The organism is Burkholderia sp. 567 (genome assembly GCF_040545115.1).
GTDB lineage: Bacteria > Pseudomonadota > Gammaproteobacteria > Burkholderiales > Burkholderiaceae > Burkholderia > Burkholderia ambifaria.
In genome coordinates this window covers 94723-120143 of the sequence record NZ_JBEPLG010000014.1, presented here as the reverse complement: position 1 = coordinate 120143, position 25421 = coordinate 94723, and the positions used below count along the sequence as shown (strand labels likewise).

Genomic DNA, 25421 nt, shown 5'->3' with positions numbered 1-25421 from the left:
GGCCCTATAATTCGGCGTTCTGCGTTAAAGGACTGTCCGCTCCGTGAGCCCCACTCCTACCGAGACTCTGCTGGAACTTCGCGACGTCGACTTTGGCTATGGCGAGCGCCTCGTCCTGTCGAACCTGAACCTGCGCTTCGGGCGCGGCCAGGTCGTCGCTGTCATGGGCGGGTCGGGCTGCGGCAAGACGACCGTGCTGCGCCTGATCGGCGGCCTCGTGCGTGCAAGCCGCGGCCAGGTGCTGTTCGACGGCGCCGACGTCGGCGCGCAGACGCGCGACGGCCTGTACGCGCTGCGCCGCAAGATGGGCATGCTGTTTCAATTCGGCGCGCTGTTCACCGACATGTCGGTGTTCGAGAATGTCGCGTTCGCGCTGCGCGAACACACCGACCTGCCCGAAGACCTGGTCCGCGACCTCGTGCTGATGAAGCTCAATGCGGTCGGGCTGCGCGGCGCGCGCGACCTGATGCCCTCCGAGGTGTCGGGCGGGATGGCGCGCCGTATCGCGCTCGCGCGCGCGATCGCGCTCGATCCGCAGCTCATCATGTACGACGAGCCGTTCGCGGGCCTCGATCCGATCTCGCTCGGCATCACCGCGAACCTGATCCGCACGCTGAACCAGGCGCTCGGCGCAACGTCGATCCTCGTCACGCACGATGTGCCGGAATCCTTCGCGATCGCCGATTACGTGTATTTTCTGGCCAACGGCGGCGTGCTCGCGCAGGGGACGCCCGCCGAGCTGCGCGCGTCCACCGAGCCGAGCGTGCGGCAGTTCATCGACGGCGCGCCGGACGGCCCGTTCAAATTTCATTACACGAGCCCGCCGCTGGCAGCGGATTTCGGGCTCGGCGGAGGGCGCGCATGATCAGCGCGATCGGACGTTACGTCATCGGCGGCCTCGAGCGCGCGGGCTACGGCACGCGGCTGTTCGTGCGCCTCGTGCTGGAATTCTTTCCGCTGCTGCGCCGGCCGCGGCTCGTCACGAAGCAGATCCACTTCCTGGGCAACTATTCGTTCGTGATCATTGCCGTGTCGGGCCTGTTCGTCGGCTTCGTGCTCGGCCTGCAGGGCTACTACACGCTGAACCGCTACGGGTCCGAGCAGGCGCTCGGCCTGCTGGTCGCGCTGTCGCTCGTGCGCGAGCTCGGCCCGGTCGTGACCGCGCTGCTGTTCGCGGGCCGCGCGGGCACGTCGCTCACGGCCGAGATCGGCCTGATGAAGGCCGGCGAGCAGCTCACCGCGCTCGAGATGATGGCCGTCGACCCGATCAAGACGGTGATCGCGCCGCGCCTGTGGGCCGGCATCATCGCGATGCCGCTGCTCGCCGCGATCTTCAACGCGGTCGGCGTGCTCGGCGGGTATTTCGTCGGCGTCGTGCTGATCGGCGTCGATCCGGGCGCGTTCTGGTCGCAGATGCAGGGCGGGGTCCAGGTGTGGGCCGACGTCGGCAACGGCGTGATCAAGAGCATCGTGTTCGGGTTCGCCGTGACCTTCATTGCACTGTTTCAAGGGTATGAAGCGAAGCCCACGCCCGAGGGCGTGTCGCGCGCGACGACCAAGACGGTCGTATTCGCGTCGCTCGCCGTACTCGGCCTCGATTTCCTGCTGACCGCGCTGATGTTCAGCTAAGCCTCAGCCAAGCCAAATTTTGGGATGACGATGAAAAAGACTGCTCTCGACTTCTGGGTCGGCCTGTTCGTGGTGGTGGGCTTCCTTGCGGTGCTGTTCCTGGCGCTCAAGGTCGGCAACATGAGCTCGCTGTCCTTTCAGCCGACCTACTCGGTGCGGATGAAATTCGACAACATCGGCGGCCTGAAGCCGCGCGCGGCCGTGAAGAGCGCGGGCGTCGTGGTCGGCCGTGTGAAGGCGATCGGCTTCGACAGCAATACGTATCAGGCGCTCGTGACGATCGACGTCGACGGCCAATACCAGTTCCCGAAGGATTCGTCGGCGAAGATCCTGACGTCCGGCCTGCTCGGCGAGCAGTACATCGGCCTCGATCCGGGCGGTGACACCGAAATGCTGAAGTCGGGCGATACGATCACGATGACGCAGTCGGCGATCGTGCTCGAGAATCTGATCGGCCAGTTCCTGTACAGCAAGGCGGCCGACGCGGGCGGCGCGAAGCCGGCATCCGGCGCATCGGCTGCACCGGCAGCACCGGCCGCGCCCGCACCGGTCGCGGTGCCGGCGTCCGCGGTGGCCGGCTCGGCCGCCCAATAACCACACGAGAGAAAGACAAGAGGGAATGACCATGCAGACGATCCGCATCAGGCACGCCGCGCTCGCAGTGGCGGCAGTCGCCGCGTTGAGCGGTTGCGCGACCGTACAGACGCCGACCAAGGGCGATCCGCTCGAAGGTTTCAACCGGTCGATGTACAAGTTCAACGACACGGTCGACACGTATGCGCTGAAGCCGGTCGCGAAGGGCTACCAGTACGTGGTGCCGCAGCCGGTGCGCGACAGCGTGACGAACTTCTTCTCGAACATCGGCGACGTCTACATCGCGGCGAACAACATCGTGCAGCTGCGGATCGCGGACGGCGTCGGCGACATCATGCGCGTCGTGATCAACACGGTGTTCGGCGTCGGCGGCCTGTTCGACGTCGCGACGATCGCGAAACTGCCGAAGCACACGGCCGACTTCGGGATCACGATGGGCCGCTACGGCATGCCGTCGGGCCCGTACCTCGTGCTGCCGCTGCTCGGCCCGAGCACGCTGCGCGACACGGCCGGCCTCGGCGTCGACTACGTCGGCAACCCGCTCACCTACGTGAAGCCGGACGGCCTGAGCTGGGGCCTGTTCGGCGTGAACCTCGTCAACACGCGCGCGAACCTGCTCGGCGCGGGCGACGTGCTGGATGCCGCGGCGCTCGACAAGTACTCGTTCGTACGCAACGCGTACCTGCAACGCCGCCAGATGCTGATCAGCAACGCGCGCGGCGAGGCCGCCGCGACGTCGAGCAACGACGCGCTGCCGAAGTACGAGCTGCCGGACGACGGCGCGGCACCGGCGGCAGCCGGCGCGGCCGGTACGGCGGGCGCGGCGGCGGTGGGTGGCGCGACGGCGCCGGCGGGCGCATCGGGCGCGGCGGCGCCCGCACCGGCGTCGGGCACGCCCGAAGCGCCGAACCCGGCCAGCGAAACGAACGTGCCGGCGATGCAGGTGGCGCCGCCGTCGCCGGGCGGGTTCCGCTTCCCGAGCATCCGGCTGCACTGACCCATTTACATTCGTTACAGCCGGAAACGATTCAGTCGGTAGCGTTCGCGAACTTGCGCGTAAGCTACCGGCTCCAACCTCCGCATCGACTCTTCATGCAGGTCACTATGATGAAAAAACTGTTCCTGATTCCCGTTTTCGCGGCGCTGTTCTCGTTCGGCAGCGCAGCTCACGCGCAAGTCGACCAGTCGAACCCGCAGGCGCTGATCAAGACGGCGACCCAGCAGGTGCTCGACGAGGTCAAGCAGCAGACGATCAAGCAGGGCGACACCAACCGCATCATCACGATCGTCAACAAGGACATCCTGCCGTACACGGATTTCCGTCGCACCACGCAGCTCGCGATGGGCCGTAACTGGCGCGCGGCGTCGGCCGAGCAGCAGCAGCAGATTCAGGAGCAGTTCAAGCTGTTGCTGATCCGCACGTATTCGGGCGCGCTCGCGCAGCTGAAGCCGGATCAACAAATCCAGTACCCGCCGTTCCGCGCCGATCCGGCCGACACCGACGTCGTCGTGAAGACGGTCGCGCTGAACAACGGCCAGCCGGTCCAGATCGACTACCGCCTGTACAAGACGTCCAACGGCTGGAAGGTGTATGACCTGAACGTGCTCGGCGCGTGGCTGATCCAGACGTACCAGCAGCAGTTCAACGAGAAGATCCAGCAAAGCGGCGTGGACGGCCTGATCAAGTTCCTGACGCAGCGCAACCAGGAACTTGCCGCGGGCAAGCAAGCTTCGTGAGCGGCTTCGCGGCCGGCTCCTCGCTGACCGTCGCGAGCGCGAAGTCCGCGCTCGCGGACGGTCTCGCGCGTATCGACGCGGGCGCCACCGCCGTCGATTGCGCGGCGCTGACGCAGTTCGACTCGTCCGCGCTCGCCGTGCTGCTCGCATGGCAACGCGCCGCGAAAGCCCGCGGCGCGATCCTCGACATCCTCAATCTCCCCCCGAAGCTCGCCAGCCTCGCGAACGCCTACGGCGTCGACGCGCTCATCGAAGGCACCGGGCGACATTGACCCTGTCCGATCGAAGCCTGCCGCGCCAGCCGGCGCGCGCACGCTTCAGGCCGCGCGCCTTCAGCGCCGGCCTCTCCAGCCGGTTTGCCCTATAATCAAGCGTTTTGCGGGGCAGCCAATCGGCGTCCGGCCCCCATTTTCATCCGCAGCAAGCACAGAATAGGCGTCGCGGCCTTGGCGTCGCGCACAGTCATGTCAGCCATAGAAATCCGTCACGTCAAGAAGCGCTACAAATCGCTTCAGGCGCTCAAGGGCGTCAGCCTGTCGGTCGAGGAAGGCGAGTTTTTTGGTCTGCTCGGCCCGAACGGCGCAGGCAAGACCACGCTCATCAGTATCCTCGCCGGGCTCGCCCGGGCCGATGAAGGCAGTATCTCCGTGCTCGGCCACGACGTCGTCAAGGACTTCCGCGGTGCGCGCCGCGCGCTCGGCGTCGTGCCGCAGGAGCTCGTGTTCGACCCGTTCTTCACCGTTCGCGAGACGCTGCGGATCCAGTCCGGCTATTTCGGGCTGCGCCGCAACGACGACTGGATCGACGAAGTGATGGCCAATCTCGACCTCACCGAGAAGGCCGACGCGAACATGCGCGCGCTGTCGGGCGGGATGAAGCGCCGCGTGCTGGTCGCGCAGGCGCTCGTACATCGCCCGCCCGTGATCGTGCTCGACGAGCCGACCGCCGGCGTCGACGTCGAACTGCGCCAGACGCTATGGAAATTCATCTCGCGGCTGAACCGCGAGGGTCACACGATCGTCCTGACCACCCATTACCTCGAGGAAGCCGAGTCGCTGTGCGACCGCATCGCGATGCTGCGTCGCGGTGAAGTCGTCGCGCTCGACCGCACCGACGCGCTGCTGCGCCGCTTCGCGGGGCTGCAGCTGTACCTGCGGCTCGCGACGGGCGCGCTGCCCGCCGAGCTGCGAGGGCTGGAGACCGATCCGGCCGCGCGCGCGCCGGGCGAGCACCTGCTGCGTCTGACGAACTACGACGATGTCGAGCGCATCCTCGCGCAGTGTCGCGCGGCGGGCTGCACGTTCGACGAGATCGAGGTCCGCAAGGCCGACCTCGAAGACGTGTTCGTCCAGGTGATGAACGGGGCCGAGGTGATCGAGGGGCTGGCATGAATCAACAACCCACACGCGAACTGCATTCGCCCGGCGAGGCGCGACCGCCCCGTTCCCTGCAAACGCCCGAGCCCGCCGTCGTGGCGGGAAGCGGGTTTCGCACGCTGTTCTACAAGGAACTGCTGCGGTTCTGGAAGGTGTCGTTCCAGACGGTGTGCGCGCCGATCGTGACGGCGCTGCTGTATCTGACGATCTTCGGCCACGCGCTCTCGGGCCGCGTCGAGGTGTATCCGGGCGTCGAGTACGTGAGCTTCCTCGTGCCCGGCCTCGTGATGATGAGCGTGCTGCAGAACGCGTTCGCGAACAGCTCGTCATCGCTGATCCAGTCGAAGATCACCGGCAACCTCGTGTTCATGCTGCTGCCGCCGCTGTCGTACCGCGACATCTTCGGCGCGTACGTGCTCGCGTCCGTCGTGCGTGGCCTCGCGGTCGGCGCGGGCGTGTTCGTCGTGACGATCTGGTTTGTCCCGATGCATTTCGCGGCGCCGTTGTTCATCATCGCATTCGCGCTGCTCGGCTCGGCGATCCTCGGCACGCTGGGGCTGATCGCCGGGATCTGGGCCGAGAAGTTCGATCAGCTCGCCGCGTTCCAGAACTTCCTGATCATGCCGCTGACGTTCCTGTCCGGCGTGTTCTATTCGACGCACTCGCTGCCGCCCGTGTGGCGCGAGATCTCGCGTCTCAACCCGTTTTTCTACATGATCGACGGCTTCCGTTACGGGTTCTTCGGCGCGTCCGACATCAACCCGCTCGCGAGCCTCGCGATCGTCACCGGTTTCTTCGTGCTGCTCGCGATCTTCGCGATGCGGCTGCTCGCGACCGGCTACAAACTGCGTCATTGATATCGACAGGCAGCGGCCGCCCCCGGGCGGCGCGCGCCGACAGGAGCCCCCTCATGTTGCCGACTCCCGAACAGGTCAAGCAATACATCGCCGGCGGTCTCGCCTGCACTCATCTGGAAGTCGAAGGCGACGGCCAGCATTTCTTCGCGACGATCGTGTCGGCGGCCTTCGAAGGCAAGCGGCCGATCCAGCGGCACCAGCTCGTCTATGCGGCGCTCGGCGATCGCATGAAACAGGAAATCCACGCGCTCAGCATGAAGACGCTGACGCCCGCCGAATGGCAGAACGCATAACCGGAACCACTGAGTGCAAGTCACCGTCAACGAGCGCGACGCCGTCCAGAGCGTCGCCACGGCACACCCGGCCGCCAACGGGGAATCGCAGGGACACGGGATGGACAAGCTGGTGGTCGAGGGCGGTCGCCGGCTTTCGGGCGAGATCGTCGTGTCGGGCGCGAAGAATGCGGCGCTGCCGATCCTGTGCGCGGGGCTGCTCAGCGCCGAGCCGGTCGAGCTCGACAACGTGCCGAACCTGAAGGACGTGCGCACCACGCTGAAGGTACTGAACCAGATGGGCGTGAAGAGCGAAACGGACGGCTGCCGCGTGCAGCTCGACGCGTCGCGCGTCGACAATCTCGTCGCGCCGTACGAGCTCGTCAAGACGATGCGCGCGTCGATTCTCGTGCTCGGGCCGCTGCTCGCGCGCTTCGGCGAGGCGAAGGTGTCGCTGCCGGGCGGCTGCGCGATCGGCGCGCGTCCGGTCGACCAGCACATCAAGGGTCTGCAGGCGATGGGCGCCGAGATCAGCATCGAGCACGGCTTCATCGAAGCGCGCGCGAAGCGCCTGAAGGGCGCGCGCATCGTGACCGACATGATCACGGTGACGGGGACGGAAAACCTGCTGATGGCCGCGACGCTGGCCGACGGCGAGACGGTGATCGAGAACGCGGCGCGCGAGCCGGAAGTGAGCGATCTCGCACACCTGCTGGTCGCGATGGGCGCGAAAATCACCGGCATCGGCACCGACCGCCTGGTGATCCAGGGCGTCGAGCGGCTGCACGGCGCGCGCCATTCGGTGATTCCCGACCGCATCGAGGCCGGCACGTTCCTGTGCGCGGTCGCGGCGGCCGGCGGCGACGTGCTGCTGACGGGCGTGCGCCCGCACATCCTCGACGCGGTGATCGACAGGCTGCGCGAGGCCGGCGTGTCGATCGAGGAGGGCGACAGCTGGCTGCGCGTGCGGATGGACCGCCGCCCGTCGGCGGTGACGATCCGCACGTCGGAATACCCGGCGTTCCCGACCGACATGCAGGCGCAGTTCATGGCCCTCAATTCGGTCGCGACGGGCACCGCGCAGATCGTCGAGACCATCTTCGAGAACCGCTTCATGCACGTGCAGGAGCTGAACCGGCTCGGCGCGAACATCACGATCGACGGCAACACGGCGCTCGTGACGGGCGTCGACAAGCTGTCCGGCGCGAACGTGATGGCGACCGACCTGCGCGCATCGGCGAGCCTCGTGATCGCCGGGCTGCGCGCCGAAGGCGAAACGCTCGTCGACCGCATCTATCACCTGGACCGCGGCTACGACCGCATGGAAACCAAACTGACCGCCGTCGGCGCGAACGTGCGCCGCCTCTCCGGGAGCCAAGCATGACCGCGCCGCTGACCCTCGCCCTGTCGAAGGGCCGGATTTTCGAGGAAACCCTGCCGCTGCTGGCCGCCGCCGGCGTGCAGGTGGCCGAGGATCCGGAAACGTCGCGCAAGCTGATCCTGCCGACCACCGATCCGAACCTGCGCGTGATCATCGTGCGCGCGAGCGACGTGCCGACCTATGTCGAATACGGCGCGGCCGATTTCGGCGTGGCCGGCAAGGACGTGCTGGTCGAGCACGGTGGCTCGGGCCTGTACCAGCCGATCGATCTGAACATTGCACGCTGCCGGATGTCGGTGGCGGTGCCGGCCGGCTTCGACTACGCGAACGCGGTGCGCCAGGGCGCGCGCCTGCGGGTCGCGACCAAGTACGTCGAAACGGCACGCGAACACTTCGCCGCGAAGGGTGTGCACGTCGACCTGATCAAGCTGTACGGCTCGATGGAGCTGGCGCCGCTGGTCGGGCTGGCCGACGCGATCGTCGACCTCGTCAGCTCGGGCGGCACGCTGAAGGCGAACAATCTGGTCGAGGTCGAGGAGATCATGGCGATCTCGTCGCGCCTCGTCGTGAACCAGGCTGCGCTGAAGTTGAAGCGCGCGGCGCTCAAGCCGATTCTCGACGCGTTCGAACGCGCGTCGCAGAATGGCAATTGAGCGCATCACCGTAACGGAACTCCCATGGCCATCACCATCCGCAAACTCGATTCGACGAGCGACGGCTTCGGCGCCGCGCTGCGCGCGCTGCTCGCGTTCGAGGCGAGCGAGGACGAAGCGATCGAGCAATCGGTCGCGCAGATCCTCGCCGACGTGAAGTCGCGCGGCGACGCCGCGGTGCTCGAGTACACGAACCGCTTCGACCGGCTGGACGCGAGCAGCGTCGCCGCGCTCGAACTGCCGCAGGACGCGCTGCAGACGGCGCTCGACGGCCTCGCGCCGAAGGCGCGCGCGGCGCTGGAAGCGGCCGCCGCACGCGTGCGTGCGTACCACGAGAAGCAGAAGATCGAGTGCGGCACGCATAGCTGGCAGTACACGGAAAGCGACGGCACGGTGCTCGGCCAGAAGGTCACGCCGCTCGACCGCGTCGGCCTGTACGTGCCGGGTGGCAAGGCCGCCTATCCGTCTTCGGTGCTGATGAACGCGATTCCCGCGCGGGTCGCGGGTGTCGGCGAGATCGTGATGGTCGTGCCGACCCCGGACGGCGTGAAGAACGAGCTCGTGCTCGCCGCGGCGCTGCTCGGCGGCGTCGATCGCGTGTTCACGATCGGCGGCGCGCAGGCGGTCGGTGCGCTCGCTTACGGCACGGCCACGGTGCCGGCGGTCGACAAGATCTGCGGGCCGGGCAATGCGTACGTCGCATCGGCGAAGCGCCGCGTGTTCGGCACGGTCGGCATCGACATGATCGCCGGCCCGTCGGAAATCCTCGTGCTGTGCGACGGCACGACCGATCCGAGCTGGGTCGCGATGGACCTGTTCTCGCAGGCCGAACACGACGAGCTCGCGCAGTCGATCCTGCTGTGCCCGGACGCCGCGTTCCTCGAGCGCGTCGAGAAGGCGATCGACGAGCTGCTGCCGACGATGCCGCGCCGCGAGGTGATCCGTGCGTCGCTCGAAGGCCGCGGCGCGCTGATCAAGGTGCGCGACATGGCCGAAGCGTGCCGGATCGCGAACGACATCGCGCCCGAGCACCTCGAGATTTCCGCGCTGGAGCCGCAGCAATGGGGCCAGCAGATCCGCCACGCCGGCGCGATCTTCCTCGGCCGCTACACGAGCGAAAGCCTCGGCGACTACTGCGCGGGCCCGAACCACGTGCTGCCGACGTCGCGCACCGCGCGCTTCTCGTCGCCGCTCGGCGTGTACGACTTCATCAAGCGCTCGAGCCTGATCGAGGTCAGCGCCGAAGGGGCGCAGACGCTGGGTGAAATCGCATCCGAGCTCGCGTACGGCGAAGGGCTGCAGGCGCACGCGCGCAGCGCCGAGCTGCGGATGAAGGGGTGACACGCGCCGCGGCCGGTGCCGACGCACCGGCCCGCGGTCGACGAGGAGACCCTGCGCACGGCGGCAGCCGCCGCCGTGCCGAGACCATTTGACGCCGGCGCGAAGCACGCCGGCTTGAGACCATGACGACGCCCCAAGACATCATCCGCCGCGACGTGCTCGCGATGACGAGCTACCCGGTGCCCGACGCGAGCGGCTTCGTGAAGCTCGACGCGATGGAGAATCCGTATTCGCTGCCCGCGCCGCTGGCGGCCGCGCTCGGCGAGCGCCTCGCGCAGGTCGCGCTGAACCGCTACCCGGCGCCGCGCCCGGGCGCGCTGCTCGACAAGCTGCGCCGCGCGATGGGCGTGCCGGCCGCGTGCGACGTGCTGCTCGGCAACGGCTCGGACGAAATCATCAGCATGATGTCGGTGGCATGCGCGAAGCCGGGCGCGAAGGTGCTCGCGCCGGTGCCGGGCTTCGTGATGTATGAGCTGTCCGCGAAGTTCGCGCAGCTCGAATTCGTCGGCGTGCCGCTCAAGGAAGACCTGACGCTCGATGCCGACGCGATGGTCGCGGCGATCGCCGAGCACCGGCCCGCGCTCGTCTATCTCGCGTACCCGAACAACCCGACCGGCACGCTGTACGACGAAGCCGACGTCGAGCGGATCATCGCGGCCGCGCAACACAGCCTGATCGTGATCGACGAGGCGTATCAGCCGTTCGCGGAGCGCTCATGGCTGCCGCGCGCCGCCGAGTTCGACAACGTCGTCGTGATGCGCACGGTGTCGAAGCTCGGCCTGGCCGGCATCCGCCTCGGCTATCTTGCCGGGCTGCCCACCTGGCTGACCGAGTTCGACAAGGTGCGCCCGCCGTACAACATCAACGTGCTGACCCAGGCGAGCGCCGATTTCCTGCTCGACCACCTCGACGTGCTCGATGCGCAGGCGGCCGAACTGCGTGCGGAACGCGCGCGCCTCGCGCAGGCCGTGGCCGCGCTGCCGGGCACGACGGTGTTCCCGAGCGCCGGCAATTTCCTGCTGGTGCGCGTGCCGGACGCGGCGGCGGTGTTCGATGCGCTGCTCACCGAGCGGGTGCTGATCAAAAACGTGAGTAAAATGCATCCGTTGCTGGCCGAATGCGTGCGGCTGACCGTCGGTTCTCCCGACGAAAACGCGCGCCTGCTGGCTGCCTTGAAACTCGCGCTGCCCGGTTGAGCCCAGGGCGCGGCGGCGCGCGACGATCAATCCCCATTTACATCAGACTCAATCAAGGAATTGCCATGCGTGTGGCGGAAGTCGTTCGCAATACCAGCGAAACGCAGATCCGTGTGAAGCTCGATCTCGACGGTACGGGCCGGCAGAAGCTGGCCACCGGCGTGCCGTTTCTCGACCATATGCTCGATCAGATCGCGCGCCATGGTCTGATCGATCTCGAGGTCGAAGCGCATGGCGATACGCATATCGACGACCACCACACGGTCGAGGACGTCGGTATCACGCTCGGCCAGGCCGTCGCGAAGGCGATCGGCGACAAGAAGGGCATTCGCCGCTACGGCCATTCGTACGTGCCGCTCGACGAGGCGCTGTCGCGCGTCGTGATCGACTTCTCGGGCCGGCCGGGTCTCGAATTCCACGTGCCGTTCACGCGTGCGCGCATCGGTACGTTCGACGTCGACCTGTCGATCGAATTCTTCCGCGGGTTCGTGAACCACGCGGGCGTCACGCTGCATATCGACAACCTGCGCGGAATCAACGCGCACCATCAGCTCGAAACGGTGTTCAAGGCCTTCGGCCGGGCGCTGCGTGCGGCGGTGGAGCTCGACGAGCGCGCGGCGGGGCAGATTCCGTCGACGAAGGGCAGCCTCTAACCTTCCGGACGGGCGCAAGCCCGGGACAACCTCACGGCTTCGGCGCGACGCGCCGGCTTGCGATGGATCTGCTCAAATCGTTCATTTCGCTGCTGGCGCTGATCAACCCGGTCGGCGCGGTGCCGTTTTTCCTGAGCCTGACCGCGCAGCAAACGGACGGCGAGCGGCGCCGCACGATCCGGATCGCGTCGGTGTCGGTGTTCTGCGTGATGACGGTGACGACGCTGCTCGGGCAGCAGATCATCGACTTCTTCGGCATTTCGGTCGGCTCGCTCGAAGTGGGCGGCGGGATCATCATGCTGCTGATGGCGATCAACATGCTGAACGCGCAGATCGGCAATACGCGATCGACGCCGGAGGAGCGCTACGAGGCCGAGTCGAAGGACAACATCGCGGTCGTGCCGCTGGCGATTCCGCTGCTCACGGGCCCCGGCTCGATCAGCACGGTGATCATCTATGCGGCGAACTCGCATCACTGGTATGAGCGGGCCGGGCTGGTCGCGATCGGCGCGGCCCTGGCTTTTCTGTGTTTCGTCGCGATGCGGCTCGCCGAGCCGATCGCGAACTGGATCGGCCGCACCGGCATCAACATCGCCACGCGGCTGATGGGTCTGATGCTGTCGGCGCTGGCGGTGGAATTCATCGTCAACGGACTGAGGGCGCTACTGCCTGCACTGAGATGAAAACTTCGATTGCGATTGTGGATTATGGGATGGGCAACCTGCGCTCGGTCGCGCAGGCGCTCAAGAAGGCCGAACCGGCCGCCGACGTGGCGATCGTCGACACGCCGGCCGCGATTCGCGCGGCCGACCGCGTCGTGCTGCCCGGCCAGGGCGCGATGCCGGACTGCATGCGCTGCCTCGGCGAATCGGGGCTGCAGGACGCGGTGATCGAGGCCTCGCGCACGAAGCCGCTGCTCGGCGTGTGCGTCGGCGAGCAGATGCTGTTCGACTGGAGCGCGGAAGGCGACACGAAGGGCCTCGGCCTGTTGCCCGGCAAGGTCGTGCGCTTCGAGCTCGACGGCCGGCTGCAGGACGACGGCTCGCGCTTCAAGGTGCCGCAGATGGGCTGGAACCGCGTGCGCCAGTCGCAGCCGCACCCGCTGTGGGACGGCGTGCCCGACGACGCATATTTTTACTTCGTACACAGCTATTACGTGAGGCCGGACAACCCGGCACACACGGTCGGCGAAACGGCATATGGCGCGCCGTTTACGTCCGCGGTCGCGCGGGACAATCTCTTCGCGACCCAATTCCACCCCGAGAAAAGCGCGGAAGTCGGGTTGCGTCTGTATCGCAACTTCGTACACTGGAAGCCGTGAGCGTCGCGTGCGTGCCACAGTCGGCGGGCCGGAACGGCCTGTCGCACGATGCGCGCACACGAAAGCGCCGAAAGAGTTGTACTAAACTAGCGAGGCGGCGCGGTACCGGATCGACCGGTGCGCGCCGGATTCTTTTCTTCTTCCACGACGACACCCGATTGCTATGCTGCTGATTCCGGCCATCGATCTCAAAGACGGTCAGTGTGTGCGCCTTAAACAGGGCGATATGGACCAGGCCACGATTTTCTCCGAGGACCCGGCGGCGATGGCCCGCAAGTGGGTCGATCTCGGCGCCCGGCGGCTGCATCTGGTCGACCTGAACGGCGCATTCGCCGGCAAGCCGAAGAACCTCGACGCGATCGAAGCGATCCTCGACGAAGTCGGCGACGAAATCCCCGTACAGCTCGGCGGCGGCATCCGCAGCCTCGAGACGGTCGAGAAGTATCTCGACGCCGGCCTGTCCTACGTGATCATCGGCACTGCGGCCGTGAAGGACCCGGGCTTCCTGCGGGATGCGTGCACCGCGTTCGCGGGCAACATCATCGTCGGCCTCGATGCGAAGGACGGCAAGGTCGCGACCGACGGCTGGAGCAAGCTGACGGGCCATGAAGTGATCGATCTCGCGCTGAAGTTCGAGGACTACGGCGTCGAATCGATCGTCTACACCGACATCGGCCGCGACGGGATGCTGCAGGGCATCAATATCGAGGCGACCGTGAAGCTCGCTCAGGCGGTCGGCATTCCGGTGATCGCCAGCGGCGGCCTGTCGAACCTCGCGGACATCGACAGCCTGTGCGAAGTGGAAGAGCACGGCGTCGAAGGCGTGATCTGCGGCCGTGCGATCTACTCCGGCGATCTCGATTTCGCGGCCGCGCAAAAGCGCGCGGACGAACTGAACGGCGAACTCGACAACGCGTAAGCGCGGTTGTCCCGTTCGCCGGGGCTGCCTGCGGGCGGCCCCGACCGGAAGCCTCGCGCGAGGCTTCCGTAACCGGCCGTCCCATCGCGGCCTTTGGCGCAACATCATGGCTCTAGCTAAACGCATCATCCCCTGCCTGGACGTGACCGCCGGGCGCGTCGTCAAGGGCGTCAATTTCGTCGAGCTGCGCGATGCCGGCGACCCCGTCGAAATCGCCCGCCGCTATGACGACCAGGGCGCCGACGAACTCACGTTCCTCGACATCACCGCGACCTCCGACCAGCGCGACCTGATCCTGCCGATCATCGAAGCCGTCGCGTCGCAGGTGTTCATTCCGCTGACCGTCGGCGGCGGCGTGCGCGCCGTCGAGGACGTGCGGCGCCTGCTGAACGCGGGCGCGGACAAGGTCAGCATGAATTCGTCGGCGGTCGCGAACCCGCAGCTCGTGCGCGACGCGGCCGATAAATACGGCTCGCAGTGCATCGTCGTCGCGATCGACGCGAAGCGCGTGTCGGCCGACGGCGAGACGCCGCGCTGGGAAGTGTTCACGCACGGCGGCCGCAAGAACACGGGCCTCGACGCGATCGAATGGGCGCGCAGGATGGCCGAGCTCGGCGCGGGCGAGATCCTGCTCACGAGCATGGACCGCGACGGCACGAAGTCGGGCTTCGACCTCGCGCTCACGCGCGGCGTGTCGGACGCGGTGCCGGTGCCGGTGATCGCGTCGGGCGGCGTCGGCTCGCTGCAGCATCTGGCCGACGGCATCAAGGACGGCCGCGCCGACGCGGTGCTGGCCGCGAGCATCTTCCACTACGGCGAGCACACGGTCGGCGAGGCGAAGCGCTTCATGTCCGATCAGGGCATTCCGGTGAGGCTGTGATGAATACGGAAACGAAAGCGCTGCCCGCGTGGCTCGACAAGGTCCGCTGGGACGACAACGGCCTCGTGCCGGTGATCGCGCAGGAAGCGTCGACGAACGACGTGCTGATGTTCGCGTGGATGAATCGCGAGGCGCTCGCGAAGACGATCGAAACGCAGCGCGCGGTTTATTATTCGCGTTCGCGCAAGCGCCTGTGGTTCAAGGGCGAAGAGTCCGGCCACGTGCAGCACGTGCACGAGGTGCGGCTCGATTGCGACGAGGACGTCGTGCTGCTGAAGGTCGAGCAGGTGTCGGGCATCGCATGCCACACCGGCCGGCATTCGTGCTTCTTCCAGAAATTCGAAGGCACGGTGGACGGCGGCGACTGGGTCGCGGTCGATCCGGTGCTGAAAGACCCCGAACACATCTACAAATGACGCAATCGACCGAAGACACGCTGCTGCGCCTCGCGGCCGTGATCGATAGCCGCAAGGGTGGCGACCCCGATCAATCGTACGTATCGCGCCTGTTTCACAAGGGCGACGACGCGGTGCTGAAGAAGATCGGCGAAGAAGCGACCGAAGTCGTGCTGGCCGCGAAGGACGTGCGCCAGGGCGGCGCGCCGACGGCGCTGGTCGGCGAAGTGGCCGATCTGTGGTTCCACTGCCTCGTGATGCTGTCGCATTTCGACCTGAGCCCGGCCGACGTGATCGGCGAGCTCGAGCGCCGCGAAGGGCTGTCGGGCATCGAGGAAAAGGCGCTGCGCAAGCGCCGCGAGCGCGAGGAAAACGGCGGGTGACGGCTCACGGCCTGCCGCGCCGGCAACAGTGCGGTAAGCTGTAAGAATTGTCATCTAACGGGGGTAGCATCATGACCGATACGCCGAGCGAGTTTCCGACGCCGTCGCTGCCGGGCGCAGCGGACGCCGAGCGGTTGAAGGGCTTGCGCACGCTGACGCACGTGCTGTACGGCCTCTACGCGATTCATTGGCTGACGGGCGGCGTGACCGGCATCATCGCGATCATCATCAACTACGTGAAGCGCGACGACGTGGCCGGCACGCAGTACGCCGACCATTTCGAGTGGCAGATCCGCACGTTCTGGCGCGCGCTGATCGCCTACGTGATCGGCTTCGCGCTGATGTTCGTGGTGGTGGGATTCGTGATCATGTTTGTCACGTGGATCTGGACGCTGTACCGTATCATCAAGGGTTGGCTGTACCTGAACGACAACAAGACGCTCGATCCGCAGGCCTGGTTCTGACCGGCGCGCGGGGCGTTTCGCAGGAGCAACATGAGTCACGATCCGAATTGCCTGTTCTGCAAGATCGCGGCGGGCGAGATCCCGAGCGAGAAGGTGCACGAGGACGACGAATTCGTCGCGTTTCGCGACATCCGGCCGGCGGCCGAGACGCACGTGCTGGTGATTCCGCGCCGGCACCTGCCGACGCTGTCGGCGGCGAGCGAGGCCGATGCGCCGATGCTCGGCCGGCTGATGCTGCTCGTCGCGCGTCTGGCCGACCAGCTCGGGGTGGCCTACACGGGCGGCGAAACCGGTTTTCGCACGGTGATCAACACGGGCCCCGGCGGCGGGCAGGAGGTCTACCACCTGCACGCGCATATCCTGGCCGGTCCGCGCCCGTGGCTGCGGATGGGTTGACGTAGCGGGGCGTTTCCCCGCATCGATAGTCGAAGCCGGCGTGCCGCCGGCGATTTGCGCCGCCACGCGGCATGGTTGAGGAGAGGTTTCATCATGGGTGGATTGAGCATTTGGCACTGGCTGATCGTGCTGCTGATCGTCGCGCTGGTTTTCGGTACGAAGAAGCTGCGCAACATCGGCAACGACCTCGGCAGCGCCGTGAAGGGCTTCAAGGACGGCATGAAGGAAGGCGAGACACCGGCGGACGCGCAGCAACTGCCGCGCACGGGCACGGTCGACGTCAACGCGAAGGAAACGACGCGTTCCGACTCGAACAAGGCGTAACGCCGGCAAGCTGACAGGCATACGCGATGCTGGATCTCGGTCTTTCGAAGATGGCGCTGATCGGCGTCGTCGCGCTCGTGGTGCTCGGCCCCGAGCGCCTGCCGCGCGTCGCGCGTACGGCCGGCGCATTGTTTGGCCGCGCGCAGCGGTACATCAACGACGTGAAGTCCGAGGTCTCGCGCGAAATCGAACTCGACGCGCTGCGGACGATGAAGACCGATTTCGAGTCGGCCGCGCGCAACGTCGAGACAACGATTCACGACAACCTGCGCGAGCACGAGAAGGAACTGAACGACACGTGGCATTCCGCGGTCGGCGGTCTTAACGAAGGCTCGGTCGATGCCGGCACGTACGGCTCCGACACCCCCGCGGCGCCGTCGTGGCGCGGCAGTACGGCCGCGCTCGCGCGCAAGCGCCGCAACTGGCGCGTGAAGCAGGCGGCGATGCCTGTCTGGTACAAGCGCGCGACGACCCGCCGCACGCACGTGCAGTCGGGCGCCGCGCGTGTCGCGCGCCACCAGCCGGCCAGCCTGCGCCGGCCGACGCGCTTTCTCTGAGCCGAGCGCATGCTCGCTCGTCAATCCTACCGAGGGCCGGTGTGAGCGACCCCCAGCAGAACCCGGGCGACGCCCCGGAAGAAACCTTCATTTCCCATCTCGTCGAGCTTCGCGACCGCATCATTCGCGCGGGGCTGGCCGTGATCGTCGTGTTCCTCGGTCTCGTGTACTGGGCGCCCGACATCTTCCGGCTGCTCGCGCGGCCGCTGATGGAAAACCTGCCGAAGGGCGGCAGGATGATCGTGACCGACGTCACCGGCTCGTTCTTCGTGCCGATGAAGGTCACGATGCTCGTCGCGCTCGTGATCGCGTTGCCGATCGTGCTGTACCAGATCTGGGCGTTCGTCGCGCCGGGCCTGTACCAGCACGAGAAGAAGCTCGTCATGCCGCTCGTCGGCAGCAGCTACTTCCTGTTCCTGTGCGGGATGGCGTTCGCGTACTTCCTCGTGTTCCCGACGATCTTCCGCGTGATGGCGCACTACAACGCGCCGCTCGGCGCCGAGATGTCGACCGACATCGACAACTACCTGAGCTTCGTGCTCGGGATGTTCATCGCATTCGGGGTCACGTTCGAGGTGCCGATCATCGTCGTGCTGCTCGTGCGGATGGGCGTGCTGACGCTGAAGAAGCTGAAGGAAATGCGGCCGTACGTGATCGTCGGCGCGTTCGTCGTCGCGGCGGTCGTCACGCCGCCGGACGTGTTCTCGCAGCTGATGCTCGCGCTGCCGCTCATCGTGCTGTTCGAGGTCGGGCTGCTGGCCGCGCGGTTCTTCGTGCCGAAGCCGACGACGGAAGAACCCGAGCCGGAGAACGGCGCCGCCAGTTGAGCAGGAAACGGTGCGCGGTGGCCGGCATGCTGGCTGCCGTCGATTCGGCCTTTCGGCAAGCAACATCGCGGCCGCGCGAGGGGGCGGAAGGGCCGGTGGTGACGGCGAGAACACGGCTTCACCGCGACGAAAGCGCTTCATTGCAAAGCGGAAGGCCCGCGAATTAAGTCGACCCCCAAGCGTTGGACATCATTCCAGCACTTGGGGGTTTTTCGTTTCCGGCTGCTGCGTGCAAGCGGCGCGGACGCGCCGCCTGCCGGATGTCACTCGCTGTCGCTGTCCTGTTCGTCGAGCGCCTGCTTCGGCGGCGGCGGGCGCTTGCCGATCACGACGTTCACGTCGAATTCCTTGCCCTTGCGCACGACGTGCACCTTGGTCGACGTGCCCGGCTTGATCTGCGCGACGGTGTTCAGCAGTTTGGTGGTGTCGGTGATTTCGTCGCCATTCACGCTCACGAGGATGTCGCCCGGCTTGATGCCGGCCTTGTCGGCCGGACCGCCCTGCAGCACGCCCGCGACGATCGCGCCCGTCTTCTGCTGGAGCCCGAACGACTCGGCGATTTCCGGCGTGACGTCCTGCGGCTCGACGCCGATCCAGCCGCGCGTGACCGAGCCGGTCGTGATGATGCTTTCGAGCACGGTGCGCGCGGTCGATACCGGGATCGCGAAGCCGATGCCGAGCGAGCCGCCCGAGCGCGAATAGATCGCCGTGTTGATGCCGAGCAGGTTGCCGTTCACGTCGACCAGCGCGCCGCCCGAGTTGCCGGGGTTGATCGGCGCGTCGGTCTGGATGAAGTTCTCGAACGTGTTGATGCCGAGGTGATTGCGGCCGAGCGCGCTGATGATCCCCATCGTGACCGTCTGGCCGACGCCGAACGGGTTGCCGATCGCGAGGACGACGTCGCCGACCCGCGACTGGTCGGAACGGCCGAGCGTGATCGTCGGCAGGTTCGTCATGTTGATCTTCAGTACGGCGAGATCGGTCTCGGGGTCGCTGCCGATCACCTTCGCGGTGGCCGTGCGGCCGTCGGCGAGCGCGACTTCGATCTGGTCGGCGCCGTCCACGACGTGCTGGTTCGTTAGAATGTAACCTTCAGGGCTCACGATGACGCCGGAGCCGAGGTTGGCGGCCGGTTCGTCCTGCTGCTTGCGCGCGTTGCGGTCGCCGAAGAAGTAGCGGAACAGCGGATCCTTCGCCCGCGGATCGGGCGGCAGCGAGCCGTCCTTGCTGGAGAATACGTTGACGACGGCGGGCATCGCCTTTTGCGCGGCCTCCGCGTACGACGTGGTCGCCGGCGCGCCGCCAATGCCCGGCGCCACTTCCCGCAGCGCAACGATCGGCGTGGCGAGCTGCTTGCCGAGCTGTCCTTGCCGTTGCAGCCATTGCGGCTTGAGCGTCACGACGATGAACATCAGCGCGAGCAGTACGGTCACCGCCTGCGCGAAGAACAGCCAGAAGCGTCTAAGCATCTGAATGGATTAGAGGTTTATATGGATCGGATCGAACTTGAATTGTACTTGAACAATACCCTTGAAACCGCGCGCTTCAAGGACTATTGCCCGAACGGCCTCCAGGTCGAGGGGCGCCGCAAGATCGAGAAGATCGCCACCGGCGTGACGGCGTCGGTCGCGTTCCTCGAAGCCGCGCTCGAATGGGGGGCGGATGCGGTGCTCGTCCATCACGGCTATTTCTGGCGCAACGAGGCGCCGCAGATCACGGGCCGCAAGTACCAGCGCCTGAAGCTGCTGCTCGCGAACGACCTGAACCTGTTCGCGTTCCACCTGCCGCTCGACGCGCATCCCGAGCTCGGCAACAACGCGCAGCTCGGCCAGAAGCTCGGGCTGATCGGCGATCAGCGTTTCGGCGACGGCGACCTCGGCTGGATGGCGACGCTGCCGATGCCCGTCACGCTCGAGCACTTCGTCGCGAAGGTCGAGCGCACGCTCGGCCGCACGCCGCTCGTGCTCGGCGATGCGGACATGCAACTGCGCCGCATCGCGTGGTGCACCGGCGCCGCGCAAAGCTATTTCGATGCCGCGATCGATGCCGGCGCCGACGTGTTCCTAACCGGCGAGGTGTCGGAATCCGTCACGCACGCGGCCGCGGAGAGCGGCGTTGCGTTCGTTGCGGCAGGGCACCATGCCACCGAACGCTACGGAATCCAGGCGCTGGGGCGCCACTTGTCCGAAGAATTCGATATCGAACACCTTTTTATCGATATTCATAATCCGGTCTGAACGACGGATTTGCGGCAGCGCATCGAAATTTCACAATGTAGCAAGTGCTTAAAAGTGAGATGATTTAATTGCTCAGATAGTGCGGGAAAACCCTTAACTATCAATCACTTCGAAGGGATTTTCATCTCCGGGCCTTGTAAATGACGACTCCATTCGAGCAAACTAGCGGCGGAATGGAAAGTCGTGACGGAAAATCCAACTCAGAAGTGGGGCGTGTGATGCGAGACAAGGAAGAGAAACGCGTCGACAGCGGCCGCCGTACCTGGCTGATTGCGACATCCGTAGCAGGTGGCGTGGGAGGTGTTGCCACCGTTGTACCTTTCGCGGCGTCGCTTGCGCCGTCCGCGAGAGCGAAAGCGGCCGGTGCGCCGGTCGAGGTCGACATCAGCAGCCTGAAGCCCGGCGAGATGGTGACGGTGCCGTGGCGCGGCAAGCCCGTCTGGATCCTGAATCGCACCGATTCGATGCTGGCCGATGTGGTCAAGGCCGACAAGGAAGTGGCCGATCCGACCACGAAATCCCCGTATTCGATGCCGTTGCCCGCGTATTGCGCGAACGAATATCGCGCGCGGACCGATCGCAAGAACATTCTCGTCGTGATGGCCGTCTGTACGCACCTCGGCTGCACGCCTAGCCAACGCTTCACGCCGGGTCCGCAGCCGAACCTGCCGGACGACTGGCCGGGCGGTTTCCTGTGCCCGTGCCACGGTTCGACCTACGACCTCGCCGGTCGCGTGTTCAAGAACAAGCCGGCGCCTCAGAATCTCGACATCCCGCCCTACATGTTCACGTCGGCGACGACCCTCGTGATCGGCAAGGACGAGAAAGGAGAAGCGTGATGGCCGTCGACAACAAGGAAGTCTCCACCACAGGTCTCACCGGCTGGATCGACCAGCGCTTCCCGCTCACGTCCACCTGGAAGAAGCACGTTTCCGAGTACTACGCGCCGAAGAACTTCAACTTCTGGTACTTCTTCGGCTCCCTCGCGCTGCTGGTGCTCGTCAACCAGATCGTCACGGGCATCTTCCTGACGATGAACTACAAGCCCGACTCGACGCTCGCGTTCGCGTCGGTCGAATACATCATGCGCGAGGTGCCGTGGGGCTGGCTGATCCGCTACATGCACTCGACCGGCGCATCGATGTTCTTCGTCGTCGTGTACCTGCACATGTTCCGCGGGCTGATGTACGGGTCGTATCGCAAGCCGCGCGAGCTCGTGTGGATCTTCGGCTGCGCGATCTTCCTGTGCCTGATGGCCGAGGCATTCTTCGGCTACCTGCTGCCGTGGGGCCAGATGTCGTTCTGGGGTGCGCAGGTGATCGTCAACCTGTTCTCGGCGATCCCGTTCGTCGGCCCGGACCTGTCGCTGTGGATCCGCGGCGACTATGTGGTGTCCGACGTCACGCTGAACCGTTTCTTCGCGTTCCACGTGATCGCGATTCCACTCGTGCTGGTCGGCCTCGTGATCGCGCACCTCGTCGCGCTGCACGAAGTGGGATCGAACAACCCGGACGGCATCGAGATCAAGGCGAAGAAGGACGCGAACGGTATTCCGCTCGACGGCATTCCGTTCCATCCGTACTACTCGGTGCACGACTTCTTCGGGGTCTGCGTGTTCCTGATGGTGTTCGCGCTGATCGTGTTCTTCTCGCCGGAGATGGGCGGCTACTTCCTCGAGTCGAACAACTTCGTGCCGGCGAACCCGCTGCAGACGCCGCCGGAGATCGCGCCGGTCTGGTACTTCACCGCGTTCTACGCGATGCTGCGCGCGACCACCGACCCGTTCAAGATCGTGCTGATGATCGTGATCGCGCTGCTCGGCGTGCTCGCGCTGGTCCGCGCGCGCGGCAAGTGGAAGATCGGCCTGCCGGTGCTGGCCGCGGCGATCGTCGTGTTCATGTTCCTGACGGAGTCGAAGTTCTGGGGCGTAGTCGTAATGGGCGCGGCGGTGATCACGCTGTTCTTCCTGCCGTGGCTCGACCGCAGCCCGGTGAAGTCGATCCGGTACCGGCCGTTCTTCCACAAGGTGTTTCTCGGGATCTTCGTCGTGGCGTTCCTGACCCTCGCGTTCCTCGGCACACGGCCGCCATCGCCGGTCGCGACGCTGATTGCGCAGGGCTGCGCGCTGATCTACTTCGCGTTCTTCCTCGGCATGCCCGTCTGGACGCCGCTTGGCACGTTCAAGCAGCCGCCGGAGCGGGTGCGCTTCAAGCCCCATTAATGTGAGCGAGGAGAGAACGACATGAAGAAACTGCTTTCGACGCTCGCACTGATCGGGGCGACGGCCGTGGCGCTGCTGGCGGCGCCGGCCGTGCGCGCGGAAGGTAATTTTCCGCTCGACCGGGCGCCCGATAACACGGAAAATCTCGTTTCGCTTCAGCACGGCGCGCAATTGTTTGTAAACTATTGCCTGAACTGCCACAGCGCGAACCTGATGCGCTACAACCGTCTGACGGATCTGGGCATATCCCAGAAGGAGATCGAAACGAATCTCCTGTTCACGACCGACAAGGTCGGGAACACGATGTCCGTCGCGATGCGGCCCGAAGACGCGAAGAACTGGCTCGGCACCCTGCCGCCCGACCTGTCGGTCGAGGAACGGGCGCGCGGCCGCGACTGGCTGTACACGTATCTGCGGAGTTTCTACCGCGACGATACGCGGCCGACCGGCTGGAACAACGCGGTGTTCGAGAACGTCGGCATGCCCCATGTATTGTGGCAACTGCAGGGGCAGCGCACTGCCAAATTCGAAGACAAGACGGACGAGGAGACGGGCGAGAAGGTCCACACGCTCGTCGGCTTCCAGCAGGTCACGCCGGGGACGTTGTCGCCGCCGGACTATGACGCTGCGGTGGCCGACCTGGTGGCCTATATGACATGGATGTCCGAGCCGGCCCAGCAGACCCGCAAACGCCTCGGCGTGTGGGTGCTGATCTTTCTCGGTGTCCTGACTTTCCTGGCCTGGCGGCTCAATGCCGCGTACTGGAAAGATATCAAGTAAACACGCCTGACCGGCGTGGGGCCGGCGCAAGGCGGAACCCGTGAAAGGGGTTGCGCCGCGTGCCGGCCCTCGGCTTTTTTGAGGAAACGCAAATATGATGGTTCTGTATTCCGGCACAACTTGCCCGTTCTCCCAGCGTTGCCGGCTGGTGCTGTTCGAGAAGGGCATGGATTTCGAGATCCGTGACGTCGACCTGTTCAACAAGCCGGAAGACATCTCGGTGATGAACCCGTACGGTCAGGTGCCGATTCTGGTCGAGCGCGACCTGATTCTGTACGAATCGAACATCATCAACGAATACATCGACGAGCGCTTCCCGCACCCGCAACTGATGCCGGCCGACCCGGTGCAGCGCGCACGTGCACGCCTGTTCCTGCTGAACTTCGAGAAGGAGCTGTTCGTTCACGTCAGCACGCTCGAGAACGAGAAGGGCAAGGCGGCGGAGAAGAATCACGAGAAGGCGCGCCTCGCGATCCGCGATCGCCTGACGCAGCTCGCGCCGATCTTCGTGAAGAACAAGTACATGCTCGGCGAGGAGTTCTCGATGCTCGACGTCGCGATCGCGCCGCTGCTGTGGCGTCTGGATCACTACGGCATCGAGCTGTCGAAGAACGCCGCGCCGCTGATGAAGTATGCCGAGCGGATCTTCAGCCGCCCGGCCTATATCGAAGCACTGACGCCGTCCGAAAAGGTCATGCGTCGTTGATGATGCAATGAAGGCATGACGGAGCGGGCGGCGCGGCGTGCCGCGTGCCCGCTCCGGGTTCGAGGATTGTGATGCAAGAGATTTCAACGAAGCCATATCTGCTGCGCGCGCTGTACGAGTGGTGCACCGATAACGGTTACACGCCGCATATCGCGGTGAGGGTCGACAACTCGACGCGCGTGCCGCGTCAGTTCGTGCGTGACGGCGAGATCGTGCTCAACATCAGCTTCGAGGCGACGAGCCAGCTGCAGATGGGTAACGAGTGGATCGAGTTCACCGCCCGGTTCTCCGGGAAGGCGCACAAGATCGAGATTCCGGTGGCCAACGTGCTCGCGATCTACGCGCGGGAGAACGGGCAAGGGATGGCGTTCCAGGTCGATGCGGTGGCGGGTGAGGGCGCGGATTCGGGTGCGTTCGAAGACGATGCCGCGCCGGCCGACGAGGCGTCGCGTGAAGAGTCGCCTGCCGTATTGACGCCTGTCGTCGATATCGGCGCGAACGAGGAGCCGTCCGAAGGCGCCGACGAACCGCCGAAAACCGACGGCGACGGCTCGAAAGGCGGTAGCAGACCTCGCCTCAAGATCGTGAAATGAGGTAGAATCTCGCGCTTACGCCGGCTTAGCTCATCTGGTAGAGCAGTTGATTTGTAATCATCGGGTGGCGGGTTCGAGTCCTGCAGCCGGCACCAAATCCGAAAAGGGGTTACGGAATTTTTCCGTAACCCCTTTTTTCTTTTCGGCGCAATCCACCTCCATCTGCCACGTCGCGCTGAAGGGTACGCCTCCCACTATGGGCATTTCCGCCAACCAGCACGCCCCGCTCCGCCCCCTTCCCCTGTCACGCCCGCGTCACGCTGCACCCCTAACGTTGCACATTCCCGTCGCGGCACCATCGTCGCGATCCGGGCGTGTGCACTCCGCACGCGACGCCGTGCCCGCGTCGCGCAAGCGGCCAACCGGGATCTCGCTCCCGACAGCGCACCGACCATTTACCGCGCCATTCCATTCGAAAACACGATCGACGCCGATTGAGTTGAATCGCGGACGATCAGGAGACACGGACCATGCTGAGTCCACATGAATTTTCGATGCTGCTGCGCATTGCTCGCGCGCCGGACAGCGTCGACCCGTCGAACCCGGCTTTCGCCGTGCTCGTCGAAAAGCGGCTCGTCGACGATACGCAGGTACGCGTGAATGCGGTGGCTGCACGCCCGGCGCTGACGCCGATTGGACAGCTGCTGCTCGCGCGCTTCGATGAAGCTGCCTGAGGGAAAACGAACAGACCCGCGGAAGAGCGTCACGCCTTCGCCGCAGCGAAGGACG

At 65.7% G+C, this 25421-nt stretch carries 33 protein-coding genes and 1 tRNA gene; 33 read left to right on the top strand and 1 reads right to left on the bottom strand.

Features of this window, described 5'->3' with window-relative positions; genetic code table 11:
- The first annotated feature begins 43 nt into the window (after positions 1 to 43).
- The 25 genes from ABIC50_RS30810 to tatC all read left to right on the top strand — a co-directional run bounded on the left by ABIC50_RS30810 (position 44) and on the right by tatC (position 18155).
- Positions 44 to 865 carry an ABC transporter ATP-binding protein gene (locus ABIC50_RS30810; protein WP_011655795.1) on the top strand — a complete coding sequence of 274 codons (822 nt, stop codon included), beginning with the start codon at positions 44 to 46 and terminating at the stop codon, positions 863 to 865.
- On the top strand, positions 862 to 1629 hold the full coding sequence (gene mlaE / locus ABIC50_RS30805) for a lipid asymmetry maintenance ABC transporter permease subunit MlaE (protein WP_011655796.1): 768 nt from the start codon (positions 862 to 864) through the stop codon (positions 1627 to 1629). The genes ABIC50_RS30810 and mlaE overlap by 4 nt, the downstream gene beginning before the upstream one ends.
- A 24-nt stretch (positions 1630 to 1653) precedes the next feature.
- Positions 1654 to 2223 (top strand): outer membrane lipid asymmetry maintenance protein MlaD, encoded by a 570-nt coding sequence (mlaD, locus tag ABIC50_RS30800; RefSeq protein ID WP_105834630.1) that lies wholly within the window; start codon positions 1654 to 1656, stop codon positions 2221 to 2223.
- A 31-nt stretch (positions 2224 to 2254) separates the two neighbouring features.
- Positions 2255 to 3220 carry an MlaA family lipoprotein gene (locus tag ABIC50_RS30795; RefSeq protein WP_126228775.1) on the top strand — a complete coding sequence of 322 codons (966 nt, stop codon included), beginning with the start codon at positions 2255 to 2257 and terminating at the stop codon, positions 3218 to 3220.
- A 110-nt stretch (positions 3221 to 3330) separates the two neighbouring features.
- Positions 3331 to 3960 carry an MlaC/ttg2D family ABC transporter substrate-binding protein gene (locus tag ABIC50_RS30790; RefSeq protein ID WP_105834661.1) on the top strand — a complete coding sequence of 210 codons (630 nt, stop codon included), beginning with the start codon at positions 3331 to 3333 and terminating at the stop codon, positions 3958 to 3960.
- Positions 3957 to 4232: an STAS domain-containing protein gene (locus tag ABIC50_RS30785; RefSeq protein WP_175657379.1), complete on the top strand. Its 276-nt coding sequence runs from the start codon at positions 3957 to 3959 to the stop codon at positions 4230 to 4232. Before ABIC50_RS30790 ends, ABIC50_RS30785 begins: the two co-directional genes overlap by 4 nt.
- 192 nt (positions 4233 to 4424) lie before the next feature.
- On the top strand, positions 4425 to 5351 hold the full coding sequence (locus ABIC50_RS30780; protein ID WP_012362928.1) for an ABC transporter ATP-binding protein: 927 nt from the start codon (positions 4425 to 4427) through the stop codon (positions 5349 to 5351).
- Complete coding sequence (locus ABIC50_RS30775) at positions 5348 to 6193, top strand: ABC transporter permease (protein ID WP_471685878.1); 846 nt, start codon at positions 5348 to 5350, stop codon at positions 6191 to 6193. The genes ABIC50_RS30780 and ABIC50_RS30775 overlap by 4 nt, the downstream gene beginning before the upstream one ends.
- A gap of 53 nt (positions 6194 to 6246) precedes the next feature.
- Complete coding sequence (locus ABIC50_RS30770; protein WP_006477131.1) at positions 6247 to 6486, top strand: BolA family protein; 240 nt, start codon at positions 6247 to 6249, stop codon at positions 6484 to 6486.
- A 100-nt stretch (positions 6487 to 6586) separates the two neighbouring features.
- Positions 6587 to 7849 carry a UDP-N-acetylglucosamine 1-carboxyvinyltransferase gene (murA, locus tag ABIC50_RS30765; protein ID WP_494179057.1) on the top strand — a complete coding sequence of 421 codons (1263 nt, stop codon included), beginning with the start codon at positions 6587 to 6589 and terminating at the stop codon, positions 7847 to 7849.
- On the top strand, positions 7846 to 8499 hold the full coding sequence (hisG, locus tag ABIC50_RS30760; RefSeq protein ID WP_006751807.1) for an ATP phosphoribosyltransferase: 654 nt from the start codon (positions 7846 to 7848) through the stop codon (positions 8497 to 8499). The genes murA and hisG overlap by 4 nt, the downstream gene beginning before the upstream one ends.
- 24 nt (positions 8500 to 8523) lie before the next feature.
- A complete protein-coding gene (gene hisD, locus ABIC50_RS30755; RefSeq protein WP_229061428.1) occupies positions 8524 to 9840 on the top strand; it encodes a histidinol dehydrogenase in 1317 nt (438 codons plus the stop codon).
- A 122-nt stretch (positions 9841 to 9962) separates the two neighbouring features.
- Complete coding sequence (hisC, locus tag ABIC50_RS30750) at positions 9963 to 11036, top strand: histidinol-phosphate transaminase (RefSeq protein WP_354168584.1); 1074 nt, start codon at positions 9963 to 9965, stop codon at positions 11034 to 11036.
- A gap of 65 nt (positions 11037 to 11101) precedes the next feature.
- The gene (gene hisB / locus ABIC50_RS30745; protein ID WP_006751804.1) at positions 11102 to 11689 is read left to right on the top strand and encodes an imidazoleglycerol-phosphate dehydratase HisB; all 588 of its coding nucleotides are present in this window, start codon (positions 11102 to 11104) and stop codon (positions 11687 to 11689) included.
- A 62-nt stretch (positions 11690 to 11751) separates the two neighbouring features.
- Positions 11752 to 12372: a YchE family NAAT transporter gene (locus ABIC50_RS30740; protein ID WP_006751803.1), complete on the top strand. Its 621-nt coding sequence runs from the start codon at positions 11752 to 11754 to the stop codon at positions 12370 to 12372.
- Positions 12369 to 13010: an imidazole glycerol phosphate synthase subunit HisH gene (hisH, locus tag ABIC50_RS30735; RefSeq protein WP_006757059.1), complete on the top strand. Its 642-nt coding sequence runs from the start codon at positions 12369 to 12371 to the stop codon at positions 13008 to 13010. Before ABIC50_RS30740 ends, hisH begins: the two co-directional genes overlap by 4 nt.
- A gap of 163 nt (positions 13011 to 13173) precedes the next feature.
- A complete protein-coding gene (gene hisA / locus ABIC50_RS30730) occupies positions 13174 to 13929 on the top strand; it encodes a 1-(5-phosphoribosyl)-5-[(5-phosphoribosylamino)methylideneamino]imidazole-4-carboxamide isomerase (protein ID WP_006751801.1) in 756 nt (251 codons plus the stop codon).
- 106 nt (positions 13930 to 14035) lie between these two features.
- Positions 14036 to 14809: an imidazole glycerol phosphate synthase subunit HisF gene (gene hisF, locus ABIC50_RS30725; RefSeq protein WP_012362933.1), complete on the top strand. Its 774-nt coding sequence runs from the start codon at positions 14036 to 14038 to the stop codon at positions 14807 to 14809.
- Positions 14809 to 15225: a phosphoribosyl-AMP cyclohydrolase gene (gene hisI / locus ABIC50_RS30720; RefSeq protein WP_006751799.1), complete on the top strand. Its 417-nt coding sequence runs from the start codon at positions 14809 to 14811 to the stop codon at positions 15223 to 15225. Before hisF ends, hisI begins: the two co-directional genes overlap by 1 nt.
- Entirely contained in the window at positions 15222 to 15587 is a 366-nt protein-coding gene (locus ABIC50_RS30715; RefSeq protein ID WP_006751798.1) for a phosphoribosyl-ATP diphosphatase, read from the top strand. Before hisI ends, ABIC50_RS30715 begins: the two co-directional genes overlap by 4 nt.
- Before the next feature lie 71 nt (positions 15588 to 15658).
- Positions 15659 to 16051, top strand: coding sequence for a DUF4870 family protein (locus tag ABIC50_RS30710; protein WP_011655805.1), 393 nt, complete (start codon positions 15659 to 15661; stop codon positions 16049 to 16051).
- A gap of 30 nt (positions 16052 to 16081) precedes the next feature.
- Complete coding sequence (locus ABIC50_RS30705) at positions 16082 to 16447, top strand: histidine triad nucleotide-binding protein (protein WP_006757064.1); 366 nt, start codon at positions 16082 to 16084, stop codon at positions 16445 to 16447.
- 93 nt (positions 16448 to 16540) lie between these two features.
- Positions 16541 to 16771, top strand: a complete 231-nt coding sequence (tatA, locus tag ABIC50_RS30700; RefSeq protein WP_006751795.1) for a Sec-independent protein translocase subunit TatA — start codon at positions 16541 to 16543, stop codon at positions 16769 to 16771.
- 26 nt (positions 16772 to 16797) lie between these two features.
- On the top strand, positions 16798 to 17328 hold the full coding sequence (tatB, locus tag ABIC50_RS30695) for a Sec-independent protein translocase protein TatB (RefSeq protein ID WP_006751794.1): 531 nt from the start codon (positions 16798 to 16800) through the stop codon (positions 17326 to 17328).
- A 41-nt stretch (positions 17329 to 17369) separates the two neighbouring features.
- Complete coding sequence (tatC, locus tag ABIC50_RS30690) at positions 17370 to 18155, top strand: twin-arginine translocase subunit TatC (RefSeq protein WP_006751793.1); 786 nt, start codon at positions 17370 to 17372, stop codon at positions 18153 to 18155.
- Between the two features lie 263 nt (positions 18156 to 18418).
- Here tatC and ABIC50_RS30685 read toward each other — a convergent pair whose 3' ends face one another.
- The gene (locus ABIC50_RS30685) at positions 18419 to 19624 is read right to left on the bottom strand and encodes a Do family serine endopeptidase (RefSeq protein WP_006751792.1); all 1206 of its coding nucleotides are present in this window, start codon (positions 19622 to 19624) and stop codon (positions 18419 to 18421) included.
- A gap of 21 nt (positions 19625 to 19645) precedes the next feature.
- Between ABIC50_RS30685 and ABIC50_RS30680 the strand changes: the two genes are divergently transcribed.
- The 8 genes from ABIC50_RS30680 to ABIC50_RS30645 all read left to right on the top strand — a co-directional run bounded on the left by ABIC50_RS30680 (position 19646) and on the right by ABIC50_RS30645 (position 25366).
- Positions 19646 to 20392, top strand: a complete 747-nt coding sequence (locus tag ABIC50_RS30680; RefSeq protein ID WP_011655806.1) for a Nif3-like dinuclear metal center hexameric protein — start codon at positions 19646 to 19648, stop codon at positions 20390 to 20392.
- Between the two features lie 218 nt (positions 20393 to 20610).
- A complete protein-coding gene (petA, locus tag ABIC50_RS30675; RefSeq protein ID WP_006751790.1) occupies positions 20611 to 21231 on the top strand; it encodes a ubiquinol-cytochrome c reductase iron-sulfur subunit in 621 nt (206 codons plus the stop codon).
- Positions 21231 to 22613 (top strand): cytochrome b, encoded by a 1383-nt coding sequence (locus ABIC50_RS30670; protein ID WP_175670256.1) that lies wholly within the window; start codon positions 21231 to 21233, stop codon positions 22611 to 22613. Before petA ends, ABIC50_RS30670 begins: the two co-directional genes overlap by 1 nt.
- A 21-nt stretch (positions 22614 to 22634) precedes the next feature.
- Entirely contained in the window at positions 22635 to 23393 is a 759-nt protein-coding gene (locus tag ABIC50_RS30665; RefSeq protein WP_105834623.1) for a cytochrome c1, read from the top strand.
- Positions 23394 to 23487: 94 nt separating this feature from the next.
- Positions 23488 to 24099 carry a glutathione S-transferase N-terminal domain-containing protein gene (locus ABIC50_RS30660; RefSeq protein ID WP_006400565.1) on the top strand — a complete coding sequence of 204 codons (612 nt, stop codon included), beginning with the start codon at positions 23488 to 23490 and terminating at the stop codon, positions 24097 to 24099.
- Between the two features lie 71 nt (positions 24100 to 24170).
- Positions 24171 to 24692: a ClpXP protease specificity-enhancing factor gene (locus tag ABIC50_RS30655; RefSeq protein WP_011655809.1), complete on the top strand. Its 522-nt coding sequence runs from the start codon at positions 24171 to 24173 to the stop codon at positions 24690 to 24692.
- 19 nt (positions 24693 to 24711) lie between these two features.
- Positions 24712 to 24787 (top strand) — tRNA-Thr (locus tag ABIC50_RS30650).
- A gap of 375 nt (positions 24788 to 25162) precedes the next feature.
- On the top strand, positions 25163 to 25366 hold the full coding sequence (locus ABIC50_RS30645; protein WP_006757125.1) for a hypothetical protein: 204 nt from the start codon (positions 25163 to 25165) through the stop codon (positions 25364 to 25366).
- Positions 25367 to 25421 lie beyond the last annotated feature (55 nt).